The organism is Curtobacterium sp. VKM Ac-2887 (genome assembly GCF_015350935.1).
Lineage (GTDB): Bacteria > Actinomycetota > Actinomycetes > Actinomycetales > Microbacteriaceae > Curtobacterium.
Genome location: NZ_JADKSB010000008.1, coordinates 1 through 18,616, shown reverse-complemented (window position 1 = coordinate 18,616; position 18,616 = coordinate 1). Strand labels below are relative to the sequence as shown.

Genomic DNA, 18,616 nt, shown 5'->3' with positions numbered 1-18,616 from the left:
CTCATGGCCTGGTCGGCCGGACGGGAGGCGCGGTGTGCGTCGCGCAGGTCAGGCCGCGTCGGACGCGGTGCCGGCCTGGATCGCGGTGATCGCGACGGTGTTCACGATGTCGCTGACGAGGGCGCCGCGGGAGAGGTCGTTGATCGGCTTGCGCAGGCCCTGCAGGACCGGCCCGATGGCGACCGCTCCGGCGGAGCGCTGCACGGCCTTGTACGTGTTGTTGCCCGTGTTGAGGTCGGGGAAGATGAAGACGGTCGCCTTGCCGGCCACCGGGGAGTCCGGCATCTTCGTGCTCGCGACCGTCGGGTCCGCAGCGGCGTCGTACTGGATCGGGCCCTCGACGAGCAGGTCGGGACGGCGTTCGCGCACGAAGGCGGTGCCGGCGCGGACCTTGTCGACGTCGGCGCCGGTGCCGCTGTCGCCGGTCGAGTAGCTGAGCATCGCGACGCGGGGGTCGATGCCGAACTGGGTGGCCGTCTCGGCCGACGAGATCGCGATGTCGGCGAGCTGTTCGCTCGTCGGGTCCGGGATCACCGCGCAGTCGCCGTAGACCAGGACCCGGTCGGCGAGCGCCATCAGGAACACGCTCGACACGATCGAGGTGTCCGGACGGGTCTTGATGATCTCGAAGGACGGCCGGATGGTGTGCGCGGTGGTGTGCTTCGCACCGGAGACCATGCCGTCGGCGAGTCCGAGCTGGACCATCATCGTGCCGAAGTACGAGACGTCGGTCACGGTGTCGCGCGCGAGCTCGATCGACATCCCCTTGTGTGCGCGGAGCCGGGTGTACTCCTCGGCGAAGCGTTCGCGGAGCTCGGGGTCGAACGGCGACACGAGCTGGGCGGCGTCGAGGTCGAGTCCGAGCTCGGTCGCGCGGGTGCGGATCGCGACGGGGTCGCCGAGGATCGTCAGCTCGCAGACCTGGCGGGCGAGCAGCGTCGACGCCGCGCGGAGGATGCGGTCGTCCTCGCCCTCGGGCAGCACGATGTGCTTGCCGTACCCTCGTGCCCGGTCGAGCAGCCCGTGCTCGAACATGAGCGGCGTGACGACGCCGGACGGCGTGAGCTGCAGACGGTCGCGCAGGGATTCGGCGTCGACGTGCTGCTCGAACAGGGCGAGCGCGAGGTCGGCCTTGCGGGGCGAGTCCGCCGCCAGGCGCCCGCGGGTCTGCGTGATGCGGAGGGCGGTGTCGTACGTGCCCAGGTCGTTCTGCGCGATCGGCAGCGAGCTCGACAGCCCCTCGAGCAGCCGGGAGATCTGCGGTGCGGTCTCGAACCCGCCGTTCAGGATCACGCCGGCCAGGCTCGGGAACGTGTCCGACTGGTTCGCCAGCAGGGTCGCGATGAGCACGTCGCTGCGGTCACCGGGGACCACGACGATGCCGCCCTCGATCAGGCGCGGCAGGACGTTCTCCATGCTCATGCCGGCGACGACGGTGCCGAGTGCCTCGCGGTCGAGCAGGGCGTCGTCCCCGCGCACCAGGGTGGCGTCGGTCGCCTGCAGCAGCGCGCGGACGGTCGGGGCGACGAGGACGCGGTCCTCCGGGATCGCCCACACGGGCACGTCCGGGTGGTCGTCGTGCACGGCCCGCTCGACACTCGCCACGATCGCGGCGAGGGCCTCCGGGTCGGCGCGGTTCACGACGACGCCGAACAGCTGCGCGTGCGCCGCCCGGAGCTCGCTCGTCGTGACGTCCGCGACCTGCGCCATCCCCTCGGGTGTGCGGGCACCGCGCTCGGCGGCGTCACGACCACCGAGGACGAGGAGCACCGGGGCACCGAGGTTCGCGGCGACCTTCGCGTTGAACGACAGCTCGGTGGGGCTGCCGACGTCGGTGTAGTCGGACCCGAGCACGACCACCGCGTCGCACTGGCGCTCCACCTGGGCGAAGCGGTTCACGATGGTGCCGAGCGCGGCGTCCGGATCCGCGTGGACGTCGTCGTAGGTGACCCCCACGGCGTCGTCGTACGAGATCCCGACCGCGGTGTGCTGCAGCAGCAGTTCGAGCACGTAGTCGGGTTCGGCGACCGAGCGGGCGACCGGGCGGAACACGCCGACGCGGCCGACGGAGCGCGCGAGGGTCTCGAGGACACCGAGGGCGACGGTGCTCTTGCCCGTGTGCCCTTCTGCTGACGTGATGTAGATGCGGGTCGACACGCGTCTCAGGGTAGTCGCCGGACATGTCACGACAACTGGGAGCACCCGCCTCGACGACACACGGTCGTGAGCACCCCTGAGAACCTGTACCATTGGGTGTCGCCGTCGCGAGACGGCACAAGGAGAATTCGCCTAGTGGCCTATGGCGCACGCTTGGAAAGCGTGTTGGGTGCAAGCCCTCGGGGGTTCGAATCCCCCATTCTCCGCCGAGCAAGCCCCGCACTCCGGTGCGGGGCTTTCTTCGTTCGCGGCGTTCCTCGTCGCCGGTCCCCCACGCGGCGGACCCACCTGTCCCCTGTTCGCCAAGGACTGGCCGTCAAACGCCGATCCGGGGTGGAACGGGCTGTCCCCGGTCCCCGTCGTGCACCTATGCTTGCCGGAGCGGACGACTCCGGGACGAGTCGACCGCAGTGCATCGAGCGGCAGGGGCGTCGCTCGCAGGGCGGCCGATTCGGCGTGCCCGGGAGACCCGAGGGTTCAGGAGAAGCGCATGGGGGACATGACGGTGCCAGCGACGCCGCACCTGCGTGCCACCGTGTACGACGTCGTCCTCCGCCCCCGCCGGTCCCTGGTCCGTTCGACGGCGCTGAGCATCGTGTTCTCGGCCGTGCCGCTCGCCGTCGCCCTGGTCTGGGTGTCGTTCCCGTTCCGGACGTGGGCGATGGTCGCGACCGTGGTCGTCGCGCTGGCGGTCCTCGTGGGCGTCGTGTTCGTCCGACTGAGCACGGCGTACATCGGCATCGACCCTGACGGCCTGACGATCCGGGGCGTGGTCACCGCGCACCGTCGGATCCCCCGCGACCGCGTGCACAGTCTGGTGCTCGCCACCACCTACGGCAGCTCGGTCGACCGCACCATGAGCGAACTCGTGGCGTTCGACGCGACGGGTGCGCACCTGTTCCGCATCCGTGCCGACGTGTGGGGCGACGACGGGCTCGCCCAGGTCGTCGACGCCCTGGGCGTCCAGGTGACGGAAGAGGCACGTCCGGTCTCGGCCCGGGTCTTCGCGAAGCGCTACCCCTCGAGCCGCGCCTGGTACGAACAGCGGCCGGCCTACCTGCTCGTCGGCGGCGTGGCAGCACTCGTCGTCCTGGGTCTGCTCGTCGTCGAGTTCACCGGTCTGCTCGGTCGCTGACGCTCGGAGCTGCTGGACGTCACCGACGTCGGCGCAGCGTCGAGAAGATCCCCTGCACGACCTCCTTCGCGATCGTGCCGCCGAGCCGTGACCCGAGCAGGTCCGACAGCGGGTCGTCCGCCTTCCGTGAGGTCGTCGCCCGCGTGCTCCGCCCCGACCGGCCCGAACGCCGCGACGCCGCAGCCCGCTCGGCCTTCTCGAACTCGCGCTGCGTCCGCTCGTACTCCTTCTGCGCAGCAGCCCGCTCGCGTTCCTCCTGCTTGGCCCGCGCCGCGGCTTCCTTGGCCGCGGTCGCCGCCGCCCGCGCGGCTTCCTTCTCGGCCTCGGCCGCCGCGATGGCTGCGTCCTTCTGCGCGTCCGCCGCCGCGGCCTCGGCAGCAGCTGCCTCCATCCGGCGCGCGAGCATCTCGTGCGCCGAGTCCGGGTCCACCCGGGTGCCGTAGGTCGCGAGCAACGGCGATGCCTGCACCCGCGACAGCATCTCGGCGGCGGGCATCGGGTCCATCGATCCCTGCGGCGCGCGCAACCGGGTCCACGCGACCGGCGTCGGCGCACCCTTCTCGTTCATGACGGTGACGATCGCCTCGCCGGTCGCCAGCGAAGTCAGTACCTCGCCCAGGTCGTAGTCGCTCGACGGGTAGGTCGACACCGTCGCCCGGAGCGCCTTCGCGTCGTCGGGGGTGTGCGCCCGCAGCTGGTGCTGGATGCGCGACCCGAGCTGCGCCAGGACGTCGTTCGGCACGTCCTTCGGGGTCTGGGTCACGAAGAAGATCCCGACGCCCTTCGACCGGATCAACCGCACGGTCCGCACGATCTGGTCCGTGAAGTCCTTCGACGCCCCGCTGAACAGCAGGTGCGCCTCGTCGAAGAAGAACACGAGCTTCGGCTTGTCCTGGTCGCCCACCTCTGGCAGTTCGTTGAACAGGTCGGCCAAGAGCCACATCAGGAACGTCGAGAAGACCTCGGGCTGGTCCTGCACGCCCGGGACCTCGAGCAGGCTCACGATCCCCCGGCCGTCCGCCGCCGTGCGCAGGAACACCTGCGTGTCGATCTCGGGCTCGCCGAAGAACTGGTCGGCACCCTTGTCGGCGAACGTGATGAGCTCGCGCAGGATCACCCCGGCGGTCTGCTTCGACAGACCACCGAGCTCGGCGAGCTCGCCCTTGCCCTGGTCGCCCACCAAGAACGTCAGCACGCTCCGCAGGTCGGCCAGGTCGACGAGCGGCAACCCGGCCTGCTCCGCGTAGTGGAACACCAGTCCGAGCGAGGACTCCTGGGTGTCGTTCAGGCCGAGCACCTTCGACAGCAGCAACGGCCCGAACCCGGACACCGTCGCGCGGATCGGCACGCCCGTGCCCTGGCCACCGAGTGAGAAGAGCTCCGCCTGGCTCGCGACGCCCTGCCACTGCTGGCCGATGCCCGCGGTGCGCGCGAGCAGCTTCTCGTTCCCCTGCCCGACCACCGCGAGCCCGGACAGGTCGCCCTTGATGTCGGCCGCGAAGACCGGCACGCCGTTCGCCGCGATCTGTTCGGCGAGGACCTGCAGCGTGCGGGTCTTGCCGGTGCCGGTCGCACCGGCGACCAGCCCGTGCCGGTTCAGCATGCCGAGCGGGATGCGGACCTGGACGTCGGGCTGCGCCTCGCCGTTCACCAGGGCACCGAGTTCGAGCGCCTGCCCCTCGACGGTGTAGCCGGTGCGGATCGCGGCGACGGCGTCCGGCCCGAGCGGGGCTGCGCCACTGCCGGGAGGCGCGGTGCCGGCCGCCGGGGCGTCCGCCGGTGCCGGGACGGCCGCGTCGGGAGCCGCCGTCGCGTCGTCCGGGACGGCTGCGGTGGGTCCTGCGGTGGTGGGCTCTGGAGCCGGTGGGGTGGCGGAGGCGGGCTCCGCGTCGGGGGCGAGCCGGGCCTCCTGTCCGGCGAGTGCGGCGGCGAGCTCCTCGGCCCGCTGCACGGCTTCGTCGGCCAGCCGGCGTGCCTCGTCCGCTGCCTGCCCGGCGGCCTCGGCCGCTGCCCGTGCCTGCTCCACCGCGTCGCTCATGGGCACAGCCTATGGACGCGCGGGGGCCGCTGTCCGGCTGATCCGGGCAGCTGTGGAGAACGCGTCAGTGCGTGAGCTCGGGGACCGTCCGGGGCCGCACCACGAACCACAGGATCAGGATGGCCATCACCGAGGTCGAGGCCATCACGATCGCCATCGGGGTCGCGGTGGTGATGCCGAGCCAACCGACGATCGGCGAGATCAGGCCGGCGACGCCGAAGTTCAGGGCGCCGAGCAGCGACGCCGCCGTTCCGGCCTCCTTGCCGTGCGCAGCCAGGCCGATGACCTGGACGAGGGGGAACGAGAACCCGCACGCCGCGATGAAGAACCACAGGGGCACGAGCACGCCCACGAGCCCCGCGCCGAGCTGGTCGAGCACGATGATCGCGATCGACGCCAGGAACAGCGTCGCCGTCGAGCACGCCAGGATCCACTGCGGCCCGACGCGCTGCGCCAACCGCGCGGAGATCTGCACACCGAGCACGACGCCCACCGAGTTCACCGCGAAGAGCAGCCCGTACTGCTGGGCGTCGAGTCCGTAGACGCCCTGGAACAGGAACGGCGACGAGCTGAGGTACGAGAACAACCCGCTGAACACCATCGCCCCGATGAGCGCGACCCCAACGAAGATCCGGTCGGAGAACAGCGCCTTGTACCGCTGACCGATCGTCGAGTGCCCGGCCTCGCGACGACGGGCCGGGGGCAGGGTCTCGACGATGAGCAGGATCGACGCGATCACCACGGCCAGGCCGTAGCAGGCGAGGAAGACGAAGATGCCACGCCAGCTGGTGAACTGGAGCATCTGCGAGCCGATGAGCGGCGCGAGGATCGGCGCCAGCCCGTTCACCATCGCCAAGCGGGACAGCATCCGGACGAGCGGCTTGCCGCCGAACAGGTCGCGGACGGTGGCCATCGCGACGACACCGCCGGCGGCCGCGCCCATGCCCTGGAGCACGCGGAACACCGCGAGGAGCTCGATGTCGGGAGCGGTCGCCGCGCCGATCGACGCGGCGATGTGCACCGTCGTCGCGATGATGAGCGGCAGCCGGCGGCCGACCTTGTCGCTCCACGGACCGACGAGCAGCTGCCCGAACGCGAACCCGAGCGTCGTCGCCGTGAGCGTCAGCTGCACGGCGCCGTCGGTGACGCCGAACTGCTCCTTGATCGCCGGGAACGCCGGCAGGTACAGGTCGATCGTGAACGGCCCGAGCGCCGTCAGGGCGCCCAGGACGAAGACGTAGACGAGTCGCTGCCCACGGGAGAGGGAGTCTCCGGGGTGCAGGACGACCCGGAGCGAACCGGTGGTGGCGGGCGCGGTCACGAGCAGGAGTCCTTCGGCGGTGAGGGGCGGGGAGGTGATCGCGGCGTCGATCGAATCGATTCGTCCGCGGAACCATCCTACGGGCCGCAGGAGCGCTCCCGACGCGGTCGGCTCGGATTGCCCGCGTGTTGCCACCCGCCGTCAGCGTGCCGATCCCGTGCCATGCGGTACCGTCGGACTGCTCGGGGGCCTCCGGGTGAACCGGATCAGAAGGGGGTGGGCGTCATGGTGGATGCCCGGATCCTGCACACGACCGCCGCCCTGCGCGAAGCGATCCTGCGACTGGCGGCCGACCGCCCCGTCTCCGAGATCACCGTCGCGGACGTCACCCGTGCCGCCGGCATCAACCGCGCGACGTTCTACTCGCACGCGGTCTCCCCCGGATCGCTGCTCGCCGACGTGCTGACGCCGGAGCTCGACCGCATCCGGCAGGACGACGCCGACGACCGACGGGCCGCAGCCGCCCGCGGAGCCGACGCGGCCGAGCTCGCGACCATCACACGGCGGGGCATCAACGCGGTCGTCGAGCACGTGACCACCCACCGCGACATCTACGCCAAGGCACTGCCGGACCCGAACGACGCGTCACTGCACCGGCTGCTCGTGGGCCACTTCACCGAGTCGAGTGCCCTGCACATCCGCGAACTCGACGCCGACCGCCGCCCGGAGCTCCTCGACGACGTGGCCGCCGGCTACGTCGCGCAGGGCTTCGTCGGGGCGATCGAAGCGTGGCTCGCCGGGCCCCGACGGTCGCGGAAGGCGCTGGTCGAGACGATCACGCTGTCGTTCCCGGCCTGGTGGAGCTGAGCTGAGCCGCCTGGTGGCACGGCGCTGACCGGCCTGCTGGCGCGGCTCGCCTCGGCTCACTCGGCGTCGGTCGACTCGCCGTCGCTCGGTTCGGTCTCCGGCTTCTCGCCGCGCTGCAACGACTGCACGACCTCGACCGCGGTGGCCGCCAGGTCTGCGTCGTCCGCCGCTGCGGGCACCCGGTAGTCGGCCGACACACCGTCGCCGCCGGTACCGCTCGCCGGCAGCGGATCGCCCAGGGACACCACCACGACACCGGCGTCGTGCGCGGTCTGGATCACCCCGGTGAGCGCGGACGGCCGAGCCGCGTGCACGAGCAGGGCCTTGGCGCCCTTGCGGACGAGCTGGGCGACCGCGGTCCGCTGGGACGCCGCCGCGCCGGACGCGGGTGCGACCCGGACGTCGGGACGGAACCCGGCATCGGACAGGCCGGTCCGCAGGTCCTCGCCCAGGGCCGCGTCGTCGTCGACCAGCACGACGCCGATGACGGCCTGTTTGTCGAACCCGCCGTCGGAGCTGGTCAGGTCCGTGCTCTGCACCGGCGTGGGCGCAGCGGAGGTCGTGCCCTGGCAGCCGGCCAACGCGAGGGCGGCCGTCAGGACGACGGCTGCAGCGACGATGCGCACCACGGGTGTCTCCTCTTCGGTCCGGTCTGCCACGCTACCCGGCTGCGCGGTCCGGCGACGCCGACGACACCGGCGCGGGGACGGGTCCGAGCCGCCGGACCGCGGCGATCGCCAGTGCGGCGAAGCAGATCATCGCCGCGAAGACCAGCGGGAAGGACACCGTGCCCTCGGCGCCGCCGGTCGCGGTGAACAGCAGCCCGGTGACCGCCAGGCCGATGACGCTGCCCGCGGCGTCGGCGATGGTGAGCGCCGAGCTCGCGAAGCCGTCGTCGCCCTCGCCCGAGAACCGCAGGGTGAGCATCGACGTCCGCGGGTAGATCGCCCCCATTCCCGCGCCGCCGACGAACCAGCCGGCGACGAGCACCCACCACGGCAGGTCGAGCGTCGCCACCGCGAAGGCCGCCAGCAGGCTCACCAGGACGAGCACGAGTCCGACACCGAAGGTCCGACGTGCGGTCAGGCGCTGCTCCCCCAGCCGACCGTGCGCCCAACTCGAGGCCGCCCAGCTGAGCGCGGCGACGGTCAGCGCGAGCCCCGCTGCCGATGCGGACAGACCGTGCTTCGCCTGCAGCAGGAACGGCACGTACGCCTCGCTGCCGAAGAACGACGCCGCCACGAGCCCGCGCAGCAGCACCACCGAGGGCAGGCCCGCGGCGGCGCGGAAGGTGCCGGTCGGCAGCAGCGGGCGCAGCGCGAACCACGTCCCGACCAGGCCGACCACGACCGCGGCCACCATCCCCCACGGGGTCAGGTCCGGCGCGACGTTCAGCAGCAGGATCGACACGGCCGCGGCGACCGACCACCCGATCCGGGTCCGCTGCCACGGCGGTCGCAGCTCGACCGCCGGTGCCTGCAGCCGCCCGAGCGTCGGCACGAGCACGGTGAACGCTCCCACGGCGATCACGAGCGCACCCGCGAAGACCCAGTGCCAGTTCCAGGTGTCGGTGACGATGCCGGCGATCGCCGGGCCGATGAGCGCCGGGACCACCCACGCGGCCGCGAACCCGGCGAACACCGGTCCGTGCAGCTCGGCGGGGAAGATCCGGGCCACGAGCACGTACAGCACGACGTCGATCGCGCCGGCGCCGAAGCCCTCGACCAGTCGACCGACTAGGAAGACCTCCATCGTCGGCGCGAGCATGACCACGGCGGTCCCGACGGCGAACAGCAGCGCGGAGACCCAGGCGACGATCCGGCCGCCGGCGCGGTCCGTCCAGTTGCCAGCGAGCACCATGCCGGGCACCCCGGCCGCGAGCGGTGCCGCGAAGGCCAGGGCGTACAGGGCCTCGCCGTCCAGGTCGCGACTGATCACCGGCATGATCGTCGTCATCGCCAGGTTCTGGAACGCCGCGACGCCCACGATGGCGACCATGCCGATCGTCGCGAGGGCGTACCGGCCGCTCAGCAGGCCCGTCCTCGTCGCCGTGGTGCTCACCCGCTCATCGTAGGGGCGAGGGGCGACACCGCCGACGACGCGGGGCGCGGACCACGCGCGATGCGCGTCAGCGCCTGCTGCAGGTCCGCGTCAGCGCGTCAGCGCATGCTGCAGGTCCGCGATCAGGTCGCCCGCGCCCTCGATGCCGACGGACAGCCGCACCACGTTCTCGGGCACCGCGAGCTCCGTGCCCTTCACCGAGGCGTGCGTCATCTCGCTCGGGTACCCGATGAGCGACTCCACACCCCCGAGCGACTCGGCCAGCGCGAACAGCTCCGTGGACTCCGCGAAGCGCCGGGCCGCGTCCGGGCCGCCGGACAGTGCGACGGACAGCATCCCGCCGAACCCGCGCATCTGGCGGGCGGCGATGTCGTGCCCCGGGTGGTCGGTGAGCCCCGGGTAGTAGACGCGCTCGATGCCCGGCGCTGCGACGAGCGCCTCGGCGACGGCCTGCGCGTTCGTGGAGTGCCGCTCCATCCGGACCGCCAGGGTCTTGATGCCGCGGGTGGTCAGGAAGGCGTCGAACGGCGACGAGATCGCACCGGCGCCGAACTGCAGGAACTGCACCTTCGCCGCGAGCTCCTGGTCGGCGAGCACGACGGCCCCACCGACGACGTCGGAGTGGCCACCCAGGTACTTCGTCGTCGAGTACACGACGACGTCGGCACCGAGCGACAGCGGCTGCTGCAGGTACGGCGACGCGAAGGTGTTGTCCACGACGACGAGTGCACCGGCCTCGTGCCCGAGGGTCGCGAGTCCGGCGATGTCGGCGATCTTCATGAGCGGGTTGGTCGGCGTCTCGACCCAGAGCACGGTGTCCTCGGGGGCGCCCTGCAGCGCGGCCCGGACCTGGTCGAGCTCGCTCATGTCGACGACGACGAGCTCGACGCCCCACGGCACGTGCAGTCGGCTGACCAGACGGTGGGTCCCGCCGTACACGTCGTTCCCCATCACGACGCGGGCCCCGGGACGGAGCGCCGCCCGGAGCAGGGCGTCCTCGGCGGCGAGACCGGACGCGAACGAGTACGCGGCCACGCCGCCGTCCAGGTCGGCGAGCAGCGTCTGCAGGGAGTCGCGCGTCGGGTTGCCGGCACGGGAGTACTCGTAGCCGTTCCGCATCCCGCCGATGCCGTCCTGCACGTAGGTGGACGTCAGGTGGATCGGCGGGATGACGGCGCCGGTGGGGCCGTCGGGCTCCTGGCCGGCGTGGACGGCGCGGGTGCTGAACTCGGTCATGCTGGCTGCGTTCCTTACTCGGAGAGGTAGGTCAGTAGGTCGTGGCGGGTCAGGACCGTGACCGGCTTGCCGTCCTCGACGACGAGCAGGGCGTCCACCGTCTCGAGGGCTCGACGCGCTGCGGACACGGACTCGCCCACGCCGATCAACGGGAGCGGTTCGCCCACGAAACCGGTCAGGGCGTCCGTCATCTTCGCGGCACCGGTGAAGACCTGTTCGAGCAGGTCCTTCTCGGCGACGGCCCCGATGACCTCGCCGATGACGACCGGCGGTTCCGCGCTGAGCACGGGCATCTGGGACACCCCGTACTTGGTCATGATGTCGACGACCTCGCGCACGGTGTCCGCCGGGTGCGCGTGCACCAGGTCGGGCAGACGGCCGTCCTTGCCGGCGATGAGCGACCCGACGGTGCGGGCCTCGTCGGTCTCGGCGAAGCCGTACGAGCGCATCCACCGGTCGTTGAAGATCTTGCCGAGGTAGCCGCGACCGCCGTCGGGCAGCAGCACCACGACGACGTCGTCCTCGGTCAGGTCGCGGGCGGCCCGCAGCGCTGCGACGACCGCCATCCCGCTGGACCCGCCCACGAGCAGGCCCTCTTCCCGCGCCAGGCGGCGGGTCATCGCGAACGAGTCGGCGTCCGACACCGCGATGATCTCGTCCGGCACCTCGGGGTCGTACGCGGTCGGCCAGAAGTCCTCGCCCACACCCTCGACCAGGTACGGCCGGCCGGTGCCGCCGGAGTAGACCGAACCCTCGGGGTCGGCCCCCACGATGCGGACACGGCCGTCGGACGCCTCCTTCAGGAAGCGCCCGGTGCCCGAGATGGTGCCACCCGTCCCGACGCCCGCGACGAAGTGGGTGATCTGCTGCTCGGTGTCGCGCCAGATCTCCGGACCGGTGGTCTCGTAGTGGCTGCGGGGGCCGTTCGGGTTCGCGTACTGGTTCGGCTTGTAAGCGCCGGGGATCTCGCGGACGAGCCGGTCGGACACCGAGTAGTACGACTCCGGGTGCTCGGGCGCCACTGCCGTCGGTGTGACGACGATCTCGGCGCCGTACGCCGTCAGGACGTTGCGCTTGTCCTCGCCGACCTTGTCCGGCAGCACGAACACGCACCGGTAACCGCGCTGCTGGGCGACGAGGGCCAGCCCGACCCCGGTGTTGCCCGACGTGGGTTCGACGATCGTCCCGCCTGGCCGGAGGTCACCAGAGGCCTCGGCAGCATCGATGATGCGCGTGGCGATGCGGTCCTTCGACGACCCGCCGGGGTTGAGGTACTCCACCTTCACCAGGACGGTCGCGCGCACGCCCTCGGTGACCCGGTTGAGCTTGACGAGCGGGGTGTCACCGACGAGGTCGACCACGGAGTTCGCGTAACGCACGGGCCCGAGTCTAGGACGCCGACACCGCGTTCTGCTGGGTCGTGACGTGCGCCTCGCCCTGGTCGTGCCCCGTGTCGGACGGGAGGCCCGTGGCGGGGCCGCCACGGGCCTCCCGTCCGGTCTGGGGGCGCGTGTCCGATCGGCGCGCCCGCCCGCAGGTCGGTGGCCGTGATCGGCGGGGTCAGCGGCCGACGGCGTCCGCCGGGGTGTTCTGCTGCCGGTGCAGGAGCGCGTAGGTGCCGTCCAGCGCGAGGAGTTCGTCGTGCGTCCCCTGCTCGACGATCCGCCCGTGGTCGAGCACGAAGATGACGTCGGCGTCCCGGATCGTCGACAGCCGGTGCGCGATCGAGATGGTGGTGCGCCCCGCGGCTGCGGTGTCGAGCGCGGTCTGCACCACGCGCTCCGAGATCGAGTCGAGCGCGCTCGTGGCCTCGTCGAGCACGAGCACGGGAGGGTCCTTCAGGAGCACCCGCGCGATCGCGATCCGCTGCTTCTCGCCGCCGGACAGTCGGTAACCACGTTCCCCCACGACCGTGTCGTAGCCGTCCGGGAACGAGGCGATCGTGTCGTGGATGTTCGCCGCGCGTGCCGCCCGTTCGACCTCGTCGTCGGTCGCGTCCGGCTTGGCGTAGCGCAGGTTGTCGCCGATCGTCGCGTGGAACAGGTACGTCTCCTGGCTGACGATCCCCACGTGGCGCATGAGGTCCTCGTGCACGAGGTCGCGGACGTCCTGTCCGGCGAACCGCACGGAACCCTTGGTCGCCTCGTACAACCGTGGCACCAAGTACGACACGGTGGTCTTGCCCGCGCCCGACGGCCCGACGAAGGCGGCGAACTGCCCGGGTCGGAGGTCGAACGAGACCCCGCGGAGCGTCGGCTTGTCGGCCTCGCCGTCCGGGTACGTGAACGTCACGTCGTCGAACGCGACGTGACCGACCATGGTGTCGTCGACGGGCTTCGCCGTGGGCGAGTCGGTGATCGCGGGCTTCAGGTCGAAGTACTCGAAGATCCGAGCGAACAGCGCTCCGGAGGTCTGCAGGTCGAGCACCACCCGGAGCAGTCCGACCGTCGGGAACAGCAAGCGCGACTGCACCGTCGTGAACGCGACGATGGTGCCGGCGGTGATCGGGACGTCGCCGATGATCAGCCAGGCCGCGACGAGGTAGATGATCGCCGGGATGATCGACAGGAAGATCTGCACGATCGCGAAGAACCACTGCCCGGACATCTGCTGGCGGACCTGCAACTGGATCTGGTTGCGGTTCTCGTCTCCGTAGCGGCGGGTCTCACTGCGCTGCTGGTTGAAGCTCTTGGCCAGCAGGATGCCGGAGACGCTCAGTGCTTCTTGCGTGATCGCCGTCATGTCGGACAGCGACTCCTGCGTCTGCCCGGCGATGCGGGCACGGACCTGCCCGACCCGACGCTGCGCGATGACGAGCAACGGCAGCAGCACGACCGCGACCAGGGTCATCTGCCAGCTCAGCAACAGCATGGCGACGATGGCGGCGATGACCGTGACGGTGTTGCCGAGCACCGACGAGATCGTGTTGTTCAGCACGCTCGCGACGCCGCCGACGTCGTTCTGCAGGCGGGACTGGATGACACCGGTCTTCGTGCGCGTGAAGAACGCGAGTTCCATGCGCTGCAGGTGCCCGAACAGGCGCATCCGCATGGCACCCATGACCTTGTTGCCGACCGTCGCCGTCAGGTAGGTCTGCCAGACGCCCACCCCGGCGCTCGCGATCCAGAGGAACACCATCGCCGAAACGAGCTCGACCAGCACCGGGACGTCGGGGCTGCCGGAGGGTGGGAACAGGCCCCGGTCGAACGCCTGCTGCGTCAACAGCGGCGGGATCACCGAGATCGCCGCGCCGATCAGCACGAGGACGACCGTCAGGACGATCGACCGCCGGTGCGGGACGAACAGCCCGGCGATCCGCTTCACCAGGTGCGGGATCTTCGGCGCTTCGGCGTTGGCGGCCTTCTGCGCACGGAAGTCACCGCTGGAGATCCGGCCGCCGCCGCGCGGACCACCGCCACCGCCGCCCCCGCGCATCCCGCCGCCCATGCTCATGCAGCAACCGTATCCCCGCGGTCGGACATCGGCGCGCGCTCGACGACCGCCGTTCCGCGGTGCAGTCCGACGGCCGTATTTGACCCCGTTCAGGGGGCGTGCGAGCATGTGCCGTCCCCGCCCCCGCACCACCGAGGTCCCATGACGTCCGCGCCGTCCCGTCCCACGTCCCTCCGCCAGCAGCTCGCCCGCCGCAAGCCGATCGAGCAACTGCAGTCCGAGGCAGCCGTCGGCGTCAACGGCGAACCGCTCCGCCGGTCGCTCGGTGTCTGGCACCTGACGATGATCAGTGTCGGCGCGACCCTCGGGACCGGCATCCTGGTGGTGCTCGGCACGGCCGTGCCGCTCGCGGGCCCGGCCGTGTGGATCTCCTTCGTCGTCGCCGGGATCGCGGCCCTGCTCTCGGCGCTGTCCTACGCCGAGATGGCCGGAGCCGTCCCGACCTCGGGGTCGAGCTACTCCTACACCTACGCCACGATGGGCGAGGGCATCGCCTGGGTCTGCGGGTGGTGCCTCGTCCTCGAGTACGCCGTCTCGGTGGCAGCGGTCGCGGTCGGCGCGAGCGAGTACGTCGACGAGACCCTGCGTGTGTTCGGGCTGCACCTGCCGACGGCACTGTCCGCGCCCCCGGGGGACGGCGGCGTCGTGAACCTGCCGGCGGCCGTCCTGGTCCTGCTCGACAACGTGGTCCTGATCCCCGGAGCCCGCGAGAGCGCCTGGGTGAACACCGTCATGGTCGTCGTGAAGATCGCACTCCTCGTGTTCTTCGTGGTCGTCGCCTTCACGGCCTTCCAGGCGCAGAACTTCGAACCGCTCGCACCGATGGGTGCCGCCGGGGTGACCGCTGCGGCCTCCAGGCTCTTCTTCTCGTACATCGGTTTCGACGCCGCCTCCACCGCCGGCGAAGAGGCGAAGGACCCCCGCCGCGACCTCCCCCGGGCGATCATCGGTTCGATCGCGCTCATCACGGCGCTGTACATCCTCGTCGCCATCGCCGCGATCGGTGCCCGTTCGTGGACCGACTTCTCGTCCTCCGAGGCCTCGCTCGTCCGCATCGTGGTGGACGTCACGGGTCAGCCCCTCGTCGCGCTGGTGTTCTCGATCGGCGCGGTCGTCGCGATCGCGAGCGTCGTGCTGACGGTGCTCTACGGCCAGACCCGGATCCTGCTCACCATGGCCCGCGACGGCCTGGTCCCGAAGGTCTTCGGTCGGGTCTCGCGGCGCACCGGCACCCCCATCGCGAACACGTTGATCATCGGCATCGCGGTCACGATCGTCGCCGCCCTGGTCCCCCTGGGCGAGCTCGCCGACGCCACCAGCATCGGCACCCTCGTGGCGTTCGCGCTCGTCAACGTGTCGGTCATCGTGCTCCGTCGCTCGCAGCCCGACCTCGAGCGCTCGTACCGCGTCCCGCTGTTCCCCGTCGTGCCGATCCTCGGTGCCCTGAGCTGCGTCCTCCTGGCGGTGTTCCTCGGCGCAACGACGTGGATCGCCTTCGGCATCTGGATGGTCGTCGGCGCCGTGCTCTACCTGGCCTACGGCCGCCGTCACAGCACCTTGCGCTGACCGCCCGGCCCAGCCCCGAGACTCGGTTTGAGCGACACTTCTCGCGCTCAGGCAAGCGAGAAGTGTCGTTCACCGCGAGTATCGCGGGGGCAGCACCGAGTCTCGTCCACATTCCCCCGCCACGAAGAACTCTCCACAGGCCGGCTCGCGCGGAGCACCTGACGCACGTCGGGCCGCGAGGCTCCAGCCATGACGACCGAACGAACGCGCCTTCTCCGAGCGACGAGTCTCGACCCGACCGGATCCCGCTTGCTCCAGCGGCGACACCGCGCGGGCCAGCTCGTCCGGATCACCGATGGCGTCTACGTCGACGCGCAGGTCTGGCGGGAGGTCAGCAGCACCGAACAACACCTCCTGATCGCACGCGCTCTGGTGCCGCAGCTCCGTGACGACGCTGCCTTCTCCCACCTGACGGCCGCGATCGCGTACGGCTGGCCACTCATCGGTTCTCCCCCGCAACGCGTGCACGTGACCGACGGTGCAACGCGCAAGACGGAACACCGAGCCCACCTCGTGCGGCACGCTGGTCCTCCGGAGACCGGCACGAGGCCGTCCTCGTTCGCCGGCGTGCGGCTCACCAGTGCGCTGCGCACCGCTGTCGACCTCGCCACGACCCTCGAGCCGTCCGTGGCGGCGGTGGCGATCGACGACGCGGTTCGCCGAGGAACGCTCTCGGTCGAAGACTTCGAGGCAGCACTCCCGATGCGCCCCAGACGCGGATCCGTCAGGTGCCGAACGGTCTACGAGGCGCTCGACCCGCTGCACGAGTCGGTCGGAGAGTCGTACGCGGCGGTACGGATGGTCGAACTCGGGTTCCCTCGTCCGGCCGCGCAGCACGAGTTCCGGCACACGAGCGGCGCAGTGGACCGGGTCGACTTCTGGTTCGAGGACACCGGCGTCGTCGTCGAGTTCGACGGCAAGCAAAAGTACACCGATCGGGGAATGCTCGCTGGCCGCGCCCCGGGTGATGCCGTCTGGCACGAGAAGGTCCGAGAGGACCGGATCCGTTCGGTACCCGGGGTCCGGAGTGTCGTCCGTCCGACCTGGTGGCATCTCGTCGATCCTGACCGACTCCGCGCCCTGTTCCGCCAGCACAGGATCATCGTCTGATCCCCCGAGTCTCGGGCCCGGCAGATCGAGACTCGGGGTGAGCGACCGATCTCGGCTTCTTCGTCGCGAGAAGTGTCGCTCACCCCGAGTCTCGGGCCACGCACGCACGCACCACACCCCCGGCAACGACGAAGGCCGCCACCCCGAGGGGCAGCGGCCTTCGTGAACCGAACGGTCGAGACTACGCGAGCTCGATCGTGGCGCCAGCGGCCTCGAGGGTCGCCTTCGCCTTCTCGGCGGTCTCCTTGTTCGTACCCTCGAGGATCTTGGCGTCGGCGGTCTCGACGAGCGCCTTGGCCTCACCGAGGCCGAGCGACGTCAGGCCACGGACCTCCTTGATGACCTGGATCTTCTTGTCACCAGCGGACTTGAGGATGACGTCGAACTCGGTCTTCTCCTCAGCGGCCTCGGCCGGGGCAGCGGCGGCCGGAGCGGCAGCAGCGGCCGGGGCAGCAGCGGTGACCTCGAAGACCTCTTCGAACTTCTTCACGAAGTCCGAGAGCTCGATGAGCGTGAGCTCCTTGAAGGCCTCGATGAGCTCGTCCTGCGAAAGCTTCGCCATGATTTTCTCCTACTACTCAGTAATACGTGTGGTTGTGGAACGCGAGCCTGATCAGGCCGCGGACTCCTGCTTCTCGCGAAGGGCGTCCACGGTGCGGACGGCCTGCGAGAGGGGGGCCTGGAACAGGTACGCAGCACCGAACAGCGAGGCCTTGAAGGCGCCGGCGAGCTTGCCGAGCAGAACTTCACGGGACTCGAGGTCGGCGAGCTTGTCCACCTCGGTCGCGGTGAGCGGGTTACCGTCGAAGTAACCGCCCTTCACCACGAGCTCGGGGTTCGCCTTGGCGAATGCACGCAGCGACTTCGCGACGGCGACGGTGTCACCGTGGACGAAGGCGAGAGCGGACGGACCGGCGAGTTCCTCGTCGAACGAGGAGATGCCGGCGTTGTTCGCCGCGATCTTGGTCAGCGTGTTCTTCACCACGGCGTACGTGGCGTGCTCACGGATCGAGTTGCGGAGCTCCTTGAGCTGCGCGACCGTGAGACCGCGGTACTCGGTGAGCAGAACGGCGTTCGAGCTACGGAAGGACTCCGTGAGCTCGGCGACCGCAGCTTCCTTGTTCGCCATGGTTCTCCTTGGGGTTTCTTGCCGGTAGCCCCAGGTCCACGAACGAAAAAAGCTCCGGCGCAGAGGCTCGGAGCTGCTCTCACCAGATGGTGGGAGTGGTTCGGAACACCTGCGCGGGATGCCTCACGAGTGAGGACCTTCGGTCATGCTGCACGCAGCACGACATCCGGCGGTCTTTGGCTTCGAGAACAGTAGCAGACGCCGTGGACGAGACCAAACGGCGGCCTGGAGGCGCGGTGCGGGTGAACTGGTCCCAGTTTGTTGGACCGTGAAGTCAGATTAGGCCGCGAGGGCGTGAGCTCGGTATTGAACCGGGCTCATGCCCTCGAGTCGTGCCTGGGAGCGGTCGGTGTTCCACCAGGTGATGTAGTCGTGGATCGCGGTGTCGAGCGTGGTGATGCTGTCGAAATGGGTTGGGTGGAACATCTCGGCTTTCAGATGGCCGAAGAAGTTCTCGATGATCGCGTTGTCGTGGCAGTTGCCCTTTCGCGACATCGACTGGGACGCGCCGGCAGCTGCCAGCAGTGACCGCCAGGACCGGTGCTGGTAGTGGATGCCCTGGTCCGAGTGCACCAGCGGTGCCGCCCCGAGTGCGGTGTGGAG

General features: G+C 70.6%; 15 protein-coding genes and 1 tRNA gene. 5 read left to right on the top strand and 11 right to left on the bottom strand.

The genetic code is table 11. From position 1 onward, the window contains the following. Nucleotides 1–48: 48 nt before the first annotated feature. Entirely contained in the window at nt 49–2,157 is a 2,109-nt protein-coding gene (gene pta / locus ITJ69_RS10660; protein WP_159573142.1) for a phosphate acetyltransferase, read from the bottom strand. A 121-nt stretch (nt 2,158–2,278) separates the two neighbouring features. Between pta and ITJ69_RS10655 the strand changes: the two genes are divergently transcribed. Both ITJ69_RS10655 and ITJ69_RS10650 read left to right on the top strand, forming a co-directional pair. Next, a tRNA-Ser gene (locus tag ITJ69_RS10655) sits at nt 2,279–2,363 on the top strand. A 284-nt stretch (nt 2,364–2,647) separates the two neighbouring features. Continuing rightward, complete coding sequence (locus ITJ69_RS10650) at nt 2,648–3,292, top strand: hypothetical protein (RefSeq protein WP_194672746.1); 645 nt, start codon at nt 2,648–2,650, stop codon at nt 3,290–3,292. Between the two features lie 19 nt (nt 3,293–3,311). Here ITJ69_RS10650 and ITJ69_RS10645 read toward each other — a convergent pair whose 3' ends face one another. Beyond that, nucleotides 3,312–5,330: a helicase HerA-like domain-containing protein gene (locus ITJ69_RS10645; protein WP_194672745.1), complete on the bottom strand. Its 2,019-nt coding sequence runs from the start codon at nt 5,328–5,330 to the stop codon at nt 3,312–3,314. A 64-nt stretch (nt 5,331–5,394) separates the two neighbouring features. Then, nucleotides 5,395–6,651 carry a multidrug effflux MFS transporter gene (locus ITJ69_RS10640; protein ID WP_111084464.1) on the bottom strand — a complete coding sequence of 419 codons (1,257 nt, stop codon included), beginning with the start codon at nt 6,649–6,651 and terminating at the stop codon, nt 5,395–5,397. Between the two features lie 225 nt (nt 6,652–6,876). On the opposite strand from ITJ69_RS10640, the gene ITJ69_RS10635 reads away from it, so the two are divergent. Continuing rightward, the gene (locus ITJ69_RS10635) at nt 6,877–7,458 is read left to right on the top strand and encodes a TetR/AcrR family transcriptional regulator (RefSeq protein WP_159573139.1); all 582 of its coding nucleotides are present in this window, start codon (nt 6,877–6,879) and stop codon (nt 7,456–7,458) included. Nucleotides 7,459–7,514: 56 nt separating this feature from the next. Here the strand turns inward: ITJ69_RS10635 and ITJ69_RS10630 are convergent, their stop codons facing one another. The 5 genes from ITJ69_RS10630 to ITJ69_RS10610 all read right to left on the bottom strand — a co-directional run bounded on the left by ITJ69_RS10630 (nt 7,515) and on the right by ITJ69_RS10610 (nt 14,190). After that, nucleotides 7,515–8,087 carry a substrate-binding domain-containing protein gene (locus ITJ69_RS10630; RefSeq protein WP_159573138.1) on the bottom strand — a complete coding sequence of 191 codons (573 nt, stop codon included), beginning with the start codon at nt 8,085–8,087 and terminating at the stop codon, nt 7,515–7,517. Between the two features lie 31 nt (nt 8,088–8,118). Continuing rightward, on the bottom strand, nt 8,119–9,519 hold the full coding sequence (locus tag ITJ69_RS10625) for an MFS transporter (RefSeq protein WP_194672744.1): 1,401 nt from the start codon (nt 9,517–9,519) through the stop codon (nt 8,119–8,121). A 90-nt stretch (nt 9,520–9,609) separates the two neighbouring features. Next, nucleotides 9,610–10,755 carry a cystathionine gamma-synthase gene (locus ITJ69_RS10620; RefSeq protein ID WP_194672743.1) on the bottom strand — a complete coding sequence of 382 codons (1,146 nt, stop codon included), beginning with the start codon at nt 10,753–10,755 and terminating at the stop codon, nt 9,610–9,612. A gap of 14 nt (nt 10,756–10,769) precedes the next feature. Further along, nucleotides 10,770–12,134 carry a cystathionine beta-synthase gene (locus tag ITJ69_RS10615; protein ID WP_194672742.1) on the bottom strand — a complete coding sequence of 455 codons (1,365 nt, stop codon included), beginning with the start codon at nt 12,132–12,134 and terminating at the stop codon, nt 10,770–10,772. Between the two features lie 181 nt (nt 12,135–12,315). Then, the gene (locus ITJ69_RS10610; protein WP_159573170.1) at nt 12,316–14,190 is read right to left on the bottom strand and encodes an ABC transporter ATP-binding protein; all 1,875 of its coding nucleotides are present in this window, start codon (nt 14,188–14,190) and stop codon (nt 12,316–12,318) included. A gap of 159 nt (nt 14,191–14,349) precedes the next feature. Here ITJ69_RS10610 and ITJ69_RS10605 point away from each other — a divergent pair, with 159 nt between their 5' ends. Together ITJ69_RS10605 and ITJ69_RS10600 are read left to right on the top strand one after the other, a co-directional pair. Next, entirely contained in the window at nt 14,350–15,774 is a 1,425-nt protein-coding gene (locus ITJ69_RS10605; protein WP_194672741.1) for an APC family permease, read from the top strand. Nucleotides 15,775–15,963: 189 nt separating this feature from the next. Continuing rightward, nucleotides 15,964–16,884 (top strand): hypothetical protein, encoded by a 921-nt coding sequence (locus ITJ69_RS10600; RefSeq protein WP_159573134.1) that lies wholly within the window; start codon nt 15,964–15,966, stop codon nt 16,882–16,884. 181 nt (nt 16,885–17,065) lie between these two features. Here the strand turns inward: ITJ69_RS10600 and rplL are convergent, their stop codons facing one another. The 3 genes from rplL to ITJ69_RS10585 all read right to left on the bottom strand — a co-directional run. Beyond that, nucleotides 17,066–17,446, bottom strand: coding sequence for a 50S ribosomal protein L7/L12 (rplL, locus tag ITJ69_RS10595; protein WP_194672740.1), 381 nt, complete (start codon nt 17,444–17,446; stop codon nt 17,066–17,068). A 51-nt stretch (nt 17,447–17,497) separates the two neighbouring features. After that, complete coding sequence (gene rplJ / locus ITJ69_RS10590; RefSeq protein ID WP_123292121.1) at nt 17,498–18,013, bottom strand: 50S ribosomal protein L10; 516 nt, start codon at nt 18,011–18,013, stop codon at nt 17,498–17,500. A 279-nt stretch (nt 18,014–18,292) separates the two neighbouring features. After that, the coding region (locus ITJ69_RS10585) for an IS3 family transposase (protein WP_194672739.1) at nt 18,293–18,616 on the bottom strand (324 nt) is incomplete at its 5' end.

Coding starts and splice junctions, on each gene's coding strand:
- ITJ69_RS10650 (WP_194672746.1), top strand. CDS start 2,648: ATGGGGGACATGACGGTGCCAGCGACGCCGCACCTGCGTGCCACCGTG.
- ITJ69_RS10645 (WP_194672745.1), bottom strand. CDS start 5,330: ATGAGCGACGCGGTGGAGCAGGCACGGGCAGCGGCCGAGGCCGCCGGG.
- ITJ69_RS10635 (WP_159573139.1), top strand. CDS start 6,877: ATGGTGGATGCCCGGATCCTGCACACGACCGCCGCCCTGCGCGAAGCG.
- ITJ69_RS10620 (WP_194672743.1), bottom strand. CDS start 10,755: ATGACCGAGTTCAGCACCCGCGCCGTCCACGCCGGCCAGGAGCCCGAC.
- ITJ69_RS10610 (WP_159573170.1), bottom strand. CDS start 14,190: ATGCGCGGGGGCGGCGGTGGCGGTGGTCCGCGCGGCGGCGGCCGGATC.
- ITJ69_RS10605 (WP_194672741.1), top strand. CDS start 14,350: ATGACGTCCGCGCCGTCCCGTCCCACGTCCCTCCGCCAGCAGCTCGCC.
- ITJ69_RS10600 (WP_159573134.1), top strand. CDS start 15,964: ATGACGACCGAACGAACGCGCCTTCTCCGAGCGACGAGTCTCGACCCG.
- rplL (WP_194672740.1), bottom strand. CDS start 17,446: ATGGCGAAGCTTTCGCAGGACGAGCTCATCGAGGCCTTCAAGGAGCTC.
- rplJ (WP_123292121.1), bottom strand. CDS start 18,013: ATGGCGAACAAGGAAGCTGCGGTCGCCGAGCTCACGGAGTCCTTCCGT.